We start from the raw sequence: 12,448 nt of genomic DNA, 5'->3' as shown, positions 1-12,448 counted from the left end.
GTAGGTTGACGAGATGTTCGAGAGGGCTGCTACCGTGGTTCGGGCACACGGCACCAACTCCCGTGCCGTCAAACGGCGTCGCCCTGACCAGAAGGGTCCACCTCATGTCCGAACCGGCACGCATCGAGTACACCTTCGAGGTGGAGAAGGGCCACCCGGCGACCGTGACGCTCCATCATGTCGAGGGCGGGTCCGCCATCGTCGTGAACCCCACCCCCTGCGCCGTCAGGATCTCGATCAACGAGGTGGCCACGGCAGAACCGGAGCAGTCGTGCCGCCACGAGCCCGGGCCGGCACTGGCGCGAGAAGCGCCCGTCGCGGGCGCCGATGATGCCTGGTTCAAGTCCTCGTACAGCGGCGCCGGACAGACCGAATGCGTCGAAGCCGCCTTCCGGCCGGGCGGCATCGCCCTACGGGACTCGAAGGATCCGGAGCGGGCCGTGCTCGCTTTCTCCGCTCGCGCTTGGGGGGACTTCCTCGCAGCCGTTCGACCCCGGGAAGCGGGTCGCGCTTAGGCGATCGATTGCAAGGGATCAGTGAGCATAGCGGTCAGCGAGCGCTGGCGAGTGCCGGAATTGTCCCTGTACCAGAAGCCAGCAGTGAGAGCCCGGATGTGCGACGAAACGCGGGCGACCCCACTTCGGTAGCGGCGGCCCCAGTGCTGCTCCGGACCGAGCCGGCCTTCCAGCTTCAATCAGCCGCCCTGCACAGCATGTCAACCCGGGGGCGCGTACGGTCTCCGGTTCATCCGGCTGCTCCCACCTCGGCTTCGAAGTGCAGCTGGGCGCGGTCCAGGGCCGTGTCCGGGTCCTGGCCGTGGGCGCGGAACCAGTGGAGGAGGTCCGCGATCAAGGCGATCGCCGCCTCTTCCGCGATGGCGCGTCCGAGTTGCGGCGAGGAGCCCGTGCCGGGCGCCGTTCCGCCGTAGAGGGTGAGCAGAGCCTCCGCGCGGTGGACTTGAGGCCCGTCCAGATGCGCATCCTCCCGGCACAGCGGCGTGGCGATCTCGCACCAGGTGGTCTTGCCGGCGTCGGTCGGCATCACGCCCCACCGGTCCGTTACCGCCATGACCAGGGCCAGCCCTCGGCCGGACTCCGACGTGGAGGACGCGGCCAGGAGGGTGGGCAGGGCTCCGCGGTCGGGGTCGTGAACCTCGATGCGCAGGTAGGTGCCGTTCATGGAGACGGCCATCGTCGTGGGTGTGCCGGCGCCGACGTGGACGATGACATTCGTGACGAGTTCGCTGACGCAGATCAACGCGGCGTCGATGAGGTCGGGCAGGCCCCAGCGCGCCAGGTGAGCACGCACGCCGCGCCGGAGGGCGGGGACTTCACCGGGTTCCGCCAGGAAGGGAAAGTGCCACGCCTTCCTCGGCATGCAGTGCTCGATGGCCATCTTTCAACCCCTCGTGTTCGCGTCGCCCTGCAGCGATCACGACGTGCGATCGCGTGGTGGCCCCTGGTTACTACGAGTGAGAGCATGGCACTGCACATCTCGCCGTGCAATGTGCACGGAGGGATTCGCTCGAATGAGTGACTGGCGGGTCCCTATCCATCCGACAAGACTGAACAATCTTTTCCACACGAGGAGTTCACGTGCCCGGATCGCCCACTGCCCGACGTCGCCGCCTGGCCATCGAGCTCAAGAAGCTCCGCGAGGAGCACCAGCTCACCTGCAACCAGGTGGGCAAGGAGTTGGACTGGAGCGGCTCCAAGGTCAACCGCCTGGAGACCGGCCAAGGTCGCGTCCAGCCTTCGGACGTCGATGCGCTCTGCCGGTTCTACGGAACCCCCGATGAGCTCCGTGAACTCCTCAAGGACCTGGCCAAGCAGTCCAAGACGCGCGGGTGGTGGCATGCGTACGGCAGCGCCGTGCCCTCGTGGTTTTCGGTCTACGTCGGGCTGGAGCAGGCCGCCTCGGGGTTGCGGACGTACGAGTGCGAGTTCGTGCCCGGTCTGCTGCAGACGGCGGACTACGCACGGGAACTGCATCTCGCGGCGCCTGCTCAGGACCCCGACGATGTCGAGCGCATGATCAGCGTACGGATGGAGCGGCAGGCCCTCCTGACGAGCGCGGCGCCTCTCGACCTGTGGGCGATCGTGCACGAAAGCGTGCTGCGGCACACCATCGGCAACGCCGACATCATGCGTGGGCAGCTCGAACGCTTGCTGGAAGCGGCGCAGTTGAAGAACGTGACGCTCCAGGTGCTGCCGTTCGACGCCGGCACCTACCCCGCTGTCGGCGCTTTCACGATCTTGGGCTTCCCGGATCAGGAGGATCCCGACATGGTGTACCGCGACGGCCTGACGGACGCGGTGTACCTGGAGCGTCCGGAAGAGATCGCTCTCTACGGCAAGGCGTTTGACAATCTACGTGCGCTGTCCTTGAGTCCTCAGCGGTCGAGCGACCTGATCAGACAAGCGGCACAAGGACTGCGTTGATGACTCACATATCGCCCCTCCAGTGGCGGAAGAGCAGCTACAGCAACGGAAGTGGGGGCAACTGCGTCGAGGTGGCCGAACTCGCCGACGGTGGGGCAGCCGTACGGGACTCCAAGGACCCGGAGCGGGCCGTGCTCGCGTTTTCGGCGTGCGCCTGGGGTGAGTTCGTCGTGGCTATTCGGCGCGGGCAGCGCTGAGGAAGCGCTAAGCGCGCGTGCCAGGCAGGGCGTAGCCCTCGTCCCCGTCCCACGGGATGTCCACGTCGTCGATGTGCACCCGCCACTCCGCGTCCGGCAGGGCCCGGCGGAGGTCGGTCACGGAGGCGAGGACATGGGTGGTGACCGGCAGGAGGCGGTCGGGGGCGAGGGGGAGCTTGGTGGATCCGGCAAGGATCTCGTCCGGGTCGCGGCCATCATCCCCGTAGAGGTACAGGCTCTCCTCGTCCTCATACGGGAAAGACGCCTGGTGGGCGGCGGCGATGCGGGCCACCTCGGTGGCCTCGGCTTCGGTCGGCGGCGTCGAGCGGCGCGCTTGGTAGTAGAGGGATACGCCCATGCGCCGAGCGTAGGGGCAGGGGCGGGTGGCACGGGGGCGTGGGTGCGGGCTGCCGCTGGTGGGTGACCGCCGGGCGGGGGAGGTGGACGTGTCGGTGCGGCTGGGGGCGGGGTGGTTGTGGGCATGGTGGTGATCACTCGTGCCTAGAAGAGGAGACTTTCCAATGACGTTGTCAAGCCGCTGCCGTGACTGGTGGTGTGGCTTGGTAGCACGCTCCGTCGCGGATCATGGCCCACAGGACGTTGGCCCGGCGGCGGGCCCGCTCAGCCTCATCGTTCAGTACCCGACGCGACAGCAGCCGCTTGCCCTGGGCGTCGATCACCACGCAGTGGTGATGTTCCTTGCCGATGTCCACTCCGGCCCAGATCTCGGGCACGGCCACCTCCGCCAGCTCGTCGTACATGAACCCAGCAGACGACCTCGCCGACGTTGTCCTACACAGCGATCGCGTCGCGTCTTCCAATTAGCGGTCGAGTCGTCGCGGGGCCCGGGCGGCCAAGTCTCCTGAGCCATCCAAACGGCGACGTCATGGCAGCCATACCCGGGACCCCCGGGCCCCACCGATCTTACGAATGACCAGTTCAGACCCACATCAAGAAAGGTAGGACCGTCATGAGGCCACTGTCGCGTTGGGTCGCAGCCGTGGTGACAGGGGTGGTGACCGGGGTGGTGGTCGGGGTGCCGGCCGTGGGTGCTTCGGCGCAGGCCGTGGGGGGTGGGGGTGTGCGGGGGGAGGGTGAGCAGGCCCGCGGCGTTGAGGTGCGGGTGCGCAATGGGACGGGGTGTCGGCTTACGCGCAGCGATTACGGGCTGAGCTCGGGGCAGTTCGTCGCGCGTCCTCCGGTGACGCTGGCCAAGGGGCAGGACGGCGTGTTCAAGGCGCAGGCGCGGGAGGGGTCGTACAAGGGGGTCGCGGGGTTCGTCGAGTACACGGCCGGCAGCTGTGACGCGAGCTGGCGCAACGGGCACACGGCCCGGCTGGTGTTCGGCGCCGCGGCCAACGGCATGAACAGCTACACCTCCGACGGCGGCGGGGCCTTCGGGACCCGGCTCTCCGGCGGGGGCGGGTCTCAGGCCGTGATGACCTGGATCGTGAGCAGGTAGCGGGGCTGTTGCAGAGTCGGTGCCCGATCATGACCCCACCGGAGCGTACGGCCGCCGGGCCGGGCATAGGGTCGAGGGAGTAGGCACCCTCACAGTGGAGGTAAGAGGTCATGGCCGGAATTCCGGCAGGTGTGGTGGCCGCGGGCGGGCTCGTCGGCGGGTACGGGGTGGCGCGCTGGACCAAGAAGCGGCAGCTGGGCGGGGTGGCGCTGGCGGCGGCCGGGGTGGTGGCCGCGCGTGGCTGGAAGCAGAAGGCGGGGACTGGGACGGCGGCGGTGCTGAGTGGGCTGTACGTCGCGGCCTTCGCCGGGTCGCATCCGCTCGCCAAGAAGCTCGGGGCCTGGCCCTCGGTCCTCACCGTGGCCGGCGGGGTCGCCGCAGCGTCCTGGGCCGCCGCCGACCGGCGGAGCGGCCGGGCCGCGGCCTAGAACACACCTGAAACGTTGCGCGGCGGGGAGGGCCTGGTGCCCTCCCCGCCGCGTTTTGCGGTGAGTTCGGGACAGCGACACGCCGTGGCGTCGGCGTTGTCCCATACTCACCGCAAAGGAGTCACAGCGAAGGGCTCACCGCAACGGGTTCACCGCCCCCGGAGTCACTCCGACGCCGACGTCAGCAGCGCCAGCTCCTCCTTCGTCAGCTCCAGGTCGGCCACCGCCAGCAGCGCCGGCAGCTGGTCCACCGTGCGCGCGCTGGCGATCGGCGCGACGACGGTGGGCTGGGCCGCCAGCCAGGCCAGGGCGACGGTCGCGTGCTCGGCGCCGTGGTTGGCGGCCACGTCGTCCAGGGCGGCGAGGACCTTCTGGCCGCGCTCGGTGTCCAGGTACTTGCCCGCGCCCTGGGCGCGGGCGCTGTCGATGGTGGCGCCGGGGCGGTACTTGCCGGTGAGGAAGCCGGAGGCGAGGGCGTAGTACGGGACGGTCGCCACGCCGTGGCGGGCGGCGACCTCGGCCAGCTCGCCCTCGAAGGTGTCGCGGGAGACCAGGTTGTAGTGCGGCTGGAGGGCCACGTAGCGGGCCAGGTTCTCCTTCGCGGAGAAGTCCAGGGCCGCCTCCAGGCGCTCGGCGGAGATGTTGGAGGCCGCGATCTCGCGGACCTTGCCCGCCTTCACCAGCTCGTCCAGCGTGGAGATGATCTCCTCGATCGGCACCGAAGGGTCGTCGTAGTGGGTGTAGTACAGGTCGATGTAGTCGGTGCGCAGGCGCTTCAGGGACTCGTCGACGCCCGCCTTGACGGCCGCGGCGGACAGACCGCGGGGGTTGGGGACGCCGGCGCCGACCTTGGTGGCGAGGACGATGTCGGCGCGGTTGCCGCGGGAGGCGAGCCAGTCGCCGATGATGGTCTCGGACTCCCCGCCCGAGTTGCCCGGCACCCAGGCGGAGTAGACGTCCGCGGTGTCGATGAAGTTGCCGCCCGCCGCCGCGTAGGCGTCGAGCACGGCGAAGGACTCGGCCTCGTCCGCCGTCCAGCCGAAGACGTTCCCGCCGAGCGAGAGCGGGTGGACGGACAGGCCGCCGATCCGCTTGCGGTGGCCGGGCTGGGTGGTCTGCGGGGACTGCGGGGTCTGTGTGGTGTCAGCCATACGTTGTTTCAGCGCGGGGGCGGAGGGGCGTATTCCCCCGTCGTGGCCTCCACTCCCCCAAGATCCCGTAAACGCGCGGGCCAAGCGCCCGTGAAACCAGGCCTCGTGGTACCAGGCCTCGTGAAAAGACCGACGGCCCTGGCGTCAAGGGGGGAGAGAGCGCCAGGGCCGCCGGGGTTTCGGGGCCGGGCCGGTCACCCGGTCGGGAGGTCCGGGAGGTCACCCGGTCGGGAAGTCACCCGGTCGGGAGGTCACCGGGCACGAGGTGACGGTCACCGGTCATGGGGTCAGTCCGTGGTCGCGGAGCCAGGGCATCGGGTTGATCGGGCCGCCGCCGCCCGGCCGGACCTCCAGGTGGAGGTGCGGGCCGGTCACATTGCCCGTGGCGCCGACGCGTCCGATCACCTCGCCGGTCGTCACCGAGCCCGACGTACGGACCATCGAGGACAGGTGGCAGTACCAGATCTCGGTGCCGTCCTCGAGCTTGAGCACGATGCGGTAGCCGTACGAACCGGCCCACCCGGCCGAGGTGATGGTGCCGCCGTGGACCGCCTTGACCGGGGTGCCGGTCGGGGCGGCGAAGTCCTGGCCTGTGTGGTCGGCCGACCACATGTCGCCCGCCTGGCCGAAGGACGCGGTCAGGGTGTAGGAGGCGACGGGGAGGGTGTACTGGGCGGCGAGCTTGGCCAGCCGCTCGGCCTCGGCCTTCTTGCGGGCCGCCTCCTCGGCCTTCCGCTTGGCCTCCGCCTCGGCGGCCTTCTTCTTCGCGTCGATGTCGGACTGCCGCTCGGCCGCCGCGTCGGCGGCCTTCTGGGCGGCGGCCCGCGCCGCGGCCTGGCGCTGCGACTCGTCGGCGGCGTTCTGCTGGTTCTCGGCCTGCTGCAGGATGCGGGCGCGCAGCGCCTCGCCCGCGTCGGTGGCGCCGTTGGCCTGGTCCTCGGTGGTCAGGCCGGCCTGGGAGAGGGGGGCCGCGGAGGTGGCGGGGCCGTCGGAGTCCGAGCCGGAGTCGGAGATCAGCGAGCCGATGCCGGGCAGGTCCGCGGCGTCGGGGAGGGCCTCCTTGACCTGGCCGGCGATGTGGCCGAGGTCCGGCATGGAGATGGGGGCCTTGGGGCGGTCCTTGGCGCTGGCCATTCCGCCCGCGCCGACGGCCGCGATCACGCCGACGCCGAGGACGGCGCCGCTGCGCGCCATCGTGCCGCCGCGCTGCTTGGGGACGCGGTGCCGGCCGCGCACGGGGGCTATGGACTCCTCGGTGGGATTCCACTCCTCCCACGTCTCGGTGTCCCGGTCGGCCTTCGCCTCGGCGGCCGGTTCGAACCAGGAGCCGTAGCGGGTGGCTGTCCCCGCTCCGGCACCGGATGTGCGGGACGGGGCTTCTTCAAGGGCAGACCTGTTGGACGCCACGCGGGCGCACTCCTTTCCTTCCCTCTCGCCTACCGGGTTAGCTGACGGGTTCGGAGCAGGAAGGTCTCCTACGGGTCAAGTTCGACCCGATTCACCCCAAGGTTGGTGGTTCCCCGGTTCCCTTGGTGTTGCTTGTCGCTGTGCTGCTGCTGTGCGTGCGGGATTCGGCGACGGCGCACGGTGCCGCCTCTTGCGGCGGCGGTGACGACCGCGCTGCGTTATCGAACGTTAATAGAAGCCGTGACGTGATTCCAAGCTGTTCCGGGGAATCAGAGGAACCTTTGAGGTGAACTTAGCGCCCAACTCCGGGCAAACGAGGGCGAGTCAGTGGTGTCGTGAGCACGCTCAGAAACGCCCTCGGGTTGATCGTGTGTCAATTGTTACCCGAAACGATCACGCTCTACTACGGAGCGTGTCCTACGGAGCGTGTTCGGGTACGGCGCCGGACGTCACCGGCGCCCGGCGCAGCGCCAGCAGCGCCATGTCGTCCGTGGTCCCGCCGCCCGTGTGCCGTTCCACATCCGCCACCAGGGCGTCGAGCAGCTCCACCGGGGTGGCGAAGCGGCGGCCGCGCAGCCGGGCCTCCGGGTCGTAGAAGGTGCCCTGCGCGTCGCGTGCCTCGCTCACCCCGTCGGTGAACAGCAGCAGCGTCACCCCCTCCGCGAAGGGCAGCTCCTCCACTCGGTCCGGCCAGGCCCCGAGGTCGCCCATCCCCAGCGGCAGCGCCGGCACCTCGGGCTCGGCGGAGCGCACCGAGCCGTCCGCGTGCAGCAGGAGCGGCGCGGGGTGGCCCCTGTTGATCAGGCGGAGCAGGGAGTCGCCGCGCGGGATCTCGGCCAGCACCGCCGTGATGAACCCCTCGGTCTGCTCGAAGTCGGCCCGCCGGGCCCGCTCGCGCTGCAGCGCCCGCTCCAGCCGGAGCGCGAGCCCCTCCAGCGTCGCCTCCTGCTCGGCGGCCTCCCGGAAGGCGCCGACGGTGATCGCGACCACCTCGACCGCCCCCAGCCCCTTGCCCCGTACGTCGCCGATGAGCATCCGTACGCCGTGCGGGGTGTCCTGCACGGCGTACAGGTCGCCGCCGATCGCGGCGTCCTGCTCCGCCGCCACATACCGGGCCGCGACGTCCAGGCCGGCGAGCCGGGCCGGCGGCACGGGAAGCACGGCGCGCTGGGCCGCCTCCGCGATGCCGCGGGCCGAGGCCAGCCGCCTGCCGCCGCGGCGGACGACGTGGCTGATGAGGAGTGCCAGCAGGGCGACCGTCACGACGGTGGCGATCTCGGTGGCCGACTGGGCCCAGTCCCGGACGCCGTGCAGCTCGGCCAGCAGGCAGGCGGCGGTGACGGCGAGGGCCCCGGTGAGGGCGGTCAGCCGCAGCGGATAGAGGGGGGGCGGCGACCAGCGGGGCGGCGGCGAAGAAGGGCGCGGCGGTGTAGGGCGGCGGGCTGCTGATGTCGTAGACGACCCCGCCCACGATGAGGATGGCGGGGAGCCAGGACGCGAAGCGGGGGCTGGGCATGCCCTCGGGCGCCTCGTCCCCCGCGCGGGGCGCGTCCGCGCGCGGTCTCGCGCGCCGGGGCTCGTGCGGGCCCGTACGCCGCGCGGGTCTCGTACGCCGCGCCGGGCGCCCTTCGCCGCGCGGGTCCGTACGGGCGTCCGTACGCGCCCTGCTCCCTCGCACCCGCACCGGTCGCTCCCGCTTCCCTGGCCCGCTTCCCCGGCCCGCTCCGCCCGGCGGCCCCGGCCGGCGGCTCCGGCCGGCGGATCCGGCCGGTGCGCGCCGTCTCGTACGCGCCGTCTCGTACGCCGCGCCGTCCCGTACGCCGGGCCGCGCCCTTCTCCTCAGGCTCGCGGGTGACGGGGTGTCGGGCGAGCCGGTGTCGGCCAGGTGGGTGCGGCGGGAGGGGGCGCCGGGGCGGCGGAAGGGGGCGTCAGAGGTCGACGCCGAGAGCGCGGGCGTGGCGGTCCGCCGCCAGTTCGGCGGAGACCTCGTCGAGATACACCTCGCACACCAGCCGCCCGTCGGCGGTCAGGTTGTGCTCCAGCTCCCACAGGACGATCTCGTCTCCGCCGGCCAGCAGGAAGGCGTGCTCGTAGAAGCGGCACCACGTGGCGTCGGGGCCGCCGGAGCGGCGGCGCGGCTTGGGGGCCAGCGCGATGTCGTGGGCGAAGGCGGTGGCGAGCAGCTGCTCGGTGTCGGCGCCGGGGCGGTCGGGGTTCTCCGCGCGGCGCAGGACGCGGCGGGCGTGGTCGGCCGAGTTGTCGGAGACGTACGCGCGGGAGGTGCCCACCGGCGCGACGGACTGCAGCAGTTGCTCGGGCAGCCACAGGGGTAACCCCTCCAGCTCGTCCCAGCGGGCGCCGCCGATCCGCTCGTGGACCCGGCGCTCGGCCAGGGCGAGGGCTTCCTCGTCGGCGTACAGCTCGAACAGCGGGGCGCGGTCGGGGCCGGTGTTGTGCTCCAGCTCCCACAGCAGGAGGCTGCTGCCGTCGGGGAGCAGGAAGATGTGCCGGTAGGTGCTGTAGCCGAGCGGGCCGGCGGGCTCGTTGCACTGCCGGCAGGACCGCAGCTCGGACTGGTGCATCAGGGCGTCCCGGGCCTGGCCCAGCACCGCCTCGTCGATCTCGAAGCCGTTCTGCGCGCGGGCGAGAAGCCCTTCCAGGTGCTCGGTCGGCGTGCCGCCGCCCGCACCCGATCGTGAGTGCCCCATCCCTGTCTCCTCCCGCCTCCCGGCCATCCGCTCGCCATCCCCCGGCGACATCTCGCGCACTTACCGTAGCGGCGCGAACACGGGCCGCGCGTGCGGTTCGACGAAGCCGTCTGTGGGCGTGTGCCTCACTCAGTGCTGCGTCGGGAGGCTCGGATATATCACTCGTTCGGCCGGTCGAACAACCCGGAATGAGTGATTCCGCCCTGGACTCGGGTTGACAGATTCGCTTTCGTATTTCATATAAAAGCCCCCTCGGGCGGCCGCCATCCGGGGTCAGATCGCCCGTATTCCCTTCGCGGAAGCGCAAGGCGAGCGAAGCGAAAGAGCGACCAATTATGCCGGACGAGTGAAGCTGAAAGCAAACCCGAAGCTTTTACAGATTTTCTTCGTTGACGTGGATGTCCGTGATTTCGCGGCAGACACCCACCCGGAGGAATTAAGTGAACATCGCAAAGAAGGCAGCCCTCTTGGCCGCCGCCGCCGGCACCATGGTGATCGTCGGCGCCGGTGGCGCGTCCGCCTACGGCGGCGGTGGCGGTGGCAGCTACCAGTCCAACGACTGTGACACGAAGGTCGGCCTCATCACCCACGGCTCCGTCCTCGCTCCGGGCGGCGACATCAACGTGGGCGCCCCCTGCACCAACGTCGACTACAGCGGCTCGGCCTACCAGAGCAACGACTGTGACACCTCTGTTGGGGCGATCACCCCGATCTCCGGAGCCGCCGCCTCGGGCGACATCCACCTCGGCAGCGCCTGCAGCAACATCTCGTACCCGAAGGCCACCACCAGCGTCCGCTCGACCAACAGCGGCTACAGCAACAACCTCAGCGACAACGGCAACGGCAACTACAGCGGGAACGGCAACTACAGCGGCAGCGGCCACCGTGGCGGCAGCTACGGCGGCAGCGGCTACGGCGGCTGACCCCCTGCCACGCCCGCCGCGTCACCCCGAATGAGAAAAGCAGGGTGAGCGCCTCTCTGGCCTCCATCGCGGCCCCGGACACCATCCCGTCCGGGGCCGCCTTGGCGTTGCCCAGGGAAATCGAACGGCCGACGCAGAGTGACGATGTCCCTAATGCGCCGGACGGGTAGACGTGCGGCGACTCGGGGACCCATCACCGACTGCCCTCGTTAGTCAGATGTTCGCGGATAACCGTCGAGAACTCACTTGGAGGCTTTATGCACAGGCGCAAGAGGACGGCGTTGCTTCTGGCAGCCGTGGGTGCGCTGACCATCGGCGGCGCGGGCAGCGCCGGCGCCACCGACAACGACTCGGGTACCAAGTCCGCGCCGGGAGGGACAGGCAGCCAGAAAAACCGCTGCGACACGAACTCCACCATCGGGCCCATCAGGATTGTCGGCCTCGCCCCGGCAGGCGACATCACGACGGAGACCAACTGCCTCAACTACAGCGAGTCGGGAGTGCTCGAGCAGAGCAACCACTGCCGGCACACGTCCACGATCGGATCCATCACCATCAACCCGGGCCTCGCTCCGGCAGGTGATATCACCAGCCGGACCAACTGCATCAACTACAGCAAGACCGGCGGTGCGTTGCTTCAGAGCAACAAGTGCGACACCAGGTCCACCATCGGGGACATCACCATCTCCCCGCTCGCCCCCGGGCCCAAGATCACCCAGGAAACCAACTGCGTCAACATGTCGGGGGCCGGTGACGGCGACGGCAAGAGCGGGAAGCGCTCAGGGCGTTGAGATACTGACAGCTTCGCGAAGGCCCCCGGCGGCATCTCCCGCCGGGGGCCTTGCCATTTCGGAGCCGAACGGCACGGAATCAGGCGAAGATAGCCTTACTGCGGCGGACGGGTGAAGCTGCGCCCGGCACCGGATCCTTCGCCAATTGCCTTCGTTGTCAAGCCGTCTGCGGAATTCGCGGAGAACCTAAATGGAGGCACCCACCAATGCAGATTGGCAAGAAGGCCGCTCTCATGGCCGAGCGGCCGGCGCGATGGTCATCGGCACCGCGGGGGGCGCGAGCGCTCACGGCTTCGGTCCCCTGTTCGGCTCCGGCGGCGCCATTCAGAGCAACTCGTGTGACACCACCACCGGCGCGATCGCCACGACCGGCAGCGTGTCCTCGACCGGTGAGGTCAACGTCGGCAGCGACTGCACCAACTTCACCACCTCCGGTGCGGTGGCCCAGAGCAACGACTGCGACGTCACCACCGGCCCCATCGCCACGACGGGCAACCCGTCGCCGACCGGTGACATCAACGTGGGCCGCCCCTGCACCAACATCGCCCTCGGCGAGAACATGCACGAGGAAAACAAGCACAAGAACGAGAACAAGGGCAAGAAGAGCAACAAGAAGAACAACAAGAAGTCGCACCACCGCGGCCACCGCTACTGATGTAGCAGGTGCCATGTGCCCGCCCGAGCGGGATCACGGCACCACCTCCCCGGTCGATGAGCACGGCCCCCGGCGAAGTTGTCTGCCGGGGGCCGCGTTCATGCATTCAGGTCAATAAAGGAAAAGATATCCTTACTGCGACGGACGGGTGAAGCTGCGACCGATACCGGTTCCTTGGTCAATTGCCTTCGTTGTTAATGCGTCTGCGGAATTCGCGGAGACCCTAAATGGAGGCACCATCTGTTCGGCTCCGGCGGCGCCATCCAGCGCAACGACTGTGACACC

General features: G+C 69.8%; 13 protein-coding genes, 2 pseudogenes and 1 riboswitch. Of the genes and pseudogenes, 8 read left to right on the top strand and 7 right to left on the bottom strand.

Annotated features, from left to right (window positions below):
• Positions 1–104 precede the first annotated feature (104 nt).
• Positions 105–515 (top strand): DUF397 domain-containing protein, encoded by a 411-nt coding sequence (locus BBH68_RS44250; protein WP_079151007.1) that lies wholly within the window; start codon positions 105–107, stop codon positions 513–515.
• A 229-nt stretch (positions 516–744) separates the two neighbouring features.
• Here BBH68_RS44250 and BBH68_RS15225 read toward each other — a convergent pair whose 3' ends face one another.
• Entirely contained in the window at positions 745–1,395 is a 651-nt protein-coding gene (locus BBH68_RS15225; protein WP_065962670.1) for an ATP-binding protein, read from the bottom strand.
• A gap of 200 nt (positions 1,396–1,595) precedes the next feature.
• Here BBH68_RS15225 and BBH68_RS15220 point away from each other — a divergent pair, with 200 nt between their 5' ends.
• Together BBH68_RS15220 and BBH68_RS15215 are read left to right on the top strand one after the other, a co-directional pair.
• Positions 1,596–2,441: a helix-turn-helix domain-containing protein gene (locus BBH68_RS15220; RefSeq protein ID WP_079151006.1), complete on the top strand. Its 846-nt coding sequence runs from the start codon at positions 1,596–1,598 to the stop codon at positions 2,439–2,441.
• Positions 2,441–2,638 carry a DUF397 domain-containing protein gene (locus tag BBH68_RS15215; RefSeq protein ID WP_065962666.1) on the top strand — a complete coding sequence of 66 codons (198 nt, stop codon included), beginning with the start codon at positions 2,441–2,443 and terminating at the stop codon, positions 2,636–2,638. The genes BBH68_RS15220 and BBH68_RS15215 overlap by 1 nt, the downstream gene beginning before the upstream one ends.
• A gap of 7 nt (positions 2,639–2,645) precedes the next feature.
• On the opposite strand, the gene BBH68_RS15210 is transcribed toward BBH68_RS15215, so the two are convergent.
• Both BBH68_RS15210 and BBH68_RS39340 read right to left on the bottom strand, forming a co-directional pair.
• Positions 2,646–2,996 (bottom strand): hypothetical protein, encoded by a 351-nt coding sequence (locus BBH68_RS15210; RefSeq protein WP_065962665.1) that lies wholly within the window; start codon positions 2,994–2,996, stop codon positions 2,646–2,648.
• A 268-nt stretch (positions 2,997–3,264) separates the two neighbouring features.
• Positions 3,265–3,399: pseudogene (locus BBH68_RS39340) on the bottom strand (IS110 family transposase); the annotation flags it as partial.
• A 440-nt stretch (positions 3,400–3,839) separates the two neighbouring features.
• On the opposite strand from BBH68_RS39340, the gene BBH68_RS41470 reads away from it, so the two are divergent.
• Both BBH68_RS41470 and BBH68_RS15195 read left to right on the top strand, forming a co-directional pair.
• Positions 3,840–4,100 (top strand): hypothetical protein, encoded by a 261-nt coding sequence (locus BBH68_RS41470; protein ID WP_065968586.1) that lies wholly within the window; start codon positions 3,840–3,842, stop codon positions 4,098–4,100.
• A gap of 110 nt (positions 4,101–4,210) precedes the next feature.
• On the top strand, positions 4,211–4,528 hold the full coding sequence (locus BBH68_RS15195; RefSeq protein ID WP_079151005.1) for a hypothetical protein: 318 nt from the start codon (positions 4,211–4,213) through the stop codon (positions 4,526–4,528).
• Positions 4,529–4,692: 164 nt separating this feature from the next.
• Here BBH68_RS15195 and BBH68_RS15190 read toward each other — a convergent pair whose 3' ends face one another.
• The 4 genes and pseudogenes from BBH68_RS15190 to BBH68_RS15175 all read right to left on the bottom strand — a co-directional run bounded on the left by BBH68_RS15190 (position 4,693) and on the right by BBH68_RS15175 (position 9,794).
• Positions 4,693–5,679 (bottom strand): aldo/keto reductase, encoded by a 987-nt coding sequence (locus tag BBH68_RS15190; RefSeq protein WP_065962656.1) that lies wholly within the window; start codon positions 5,677–5,679, stop codon positions 4,693–4,695.
• A gap of 279 nt (positions 5,680–5,958) precedes the next feature.
• Complete coding sequence (locus BBH68_RS15185) at positions 5,959–7,086, bottom strand: M23 family metallopeptidase (RefSeq protein WP_065962653.1); 1,128 nt, start codon at positions 7,084–7,086, stop codon at positions 5,959–5,961.
• 11 nt (positions 7,087–7,097) lie between these two features.
• A riboswitch (cyclic di-AMP (ydaO/yuaA leader) is annotated at positions 7,098–7,224 on the bottom strand.
• Positions 7,225–7,503: 279 nt separating this feature from the next.
• A pseudogene (locus BBH68_RS15180) lies at positions 7,504–8,602 on the bottom strand (PP2C family protein-serine/threonine phosphatase).
• Positions 8,603–9,014: 412 nt separating this feature from the next.
• Entirely contained in the window at positions 9,015–9,794 is a 780-nt protein-coding gene (locus BBH68_RS15175; protein ID WP_065962651.1) for a DUF6227 family protein, read from the bottom strand.
• Between the two features lie 440 nt (positions 9,795–10,234).
• On the opposite strand from BBH68_RS15175, the gene BBH68_RS15170 reads away from it, so the two are divergent.
• From BBH68_RS15170 to BBH68_RS15160, 3 genes are all read left to right on the top strand, one after another.
• Positions 10,235–10,717, top strand: a complete 483-nt coding sequence (locus BBH68_RS15170) for a hypothetical protein (RefSeq protein ID WP_065962649.1) — start codon at positions 10,235–10,237, stop codon at positions 10,715–10,717.
• Between the two features lie 257 nt (positions 10,718–10,974).
• A complete protein-coding gene (locus BBH68_RS15165; RefSeq protein ID WP_065962648.1) occupies positions 10,975–11,508 on the top strand; it encodes a hypothetical protein in 534 nt (177 codons plus the stop codon).
• A 253-nt stretch (positions 11,509–11,761) separates the two neighbouring features.
• Entirely contained in the window at positions 11,762–12,163 is a 402-nt protein-coding gene (locus BBH68_RS15160; RefSeq protein WP_079151004.1) for a hypothetical protein, read from the top strand.
• Positions 12,164–12,448 lie beyond the last annotated feature (285 nt).

Origin of the sequence: Streptomyces sparsogenes (assembly GCF_001704635.1) — a bacterium.
GTDB classification, from domain to species: domain Bacteria; phylum Actinomycetota; class Actinomycetes; order Streptomycetales; family Streptomycetaceae; genus Streptomyces; species Streptomyces sparsogenes.
Note: the sequence above shows the minus strand (reverse complement) of the source record. Positions and strands in the feature narration are given on the sequence as shown.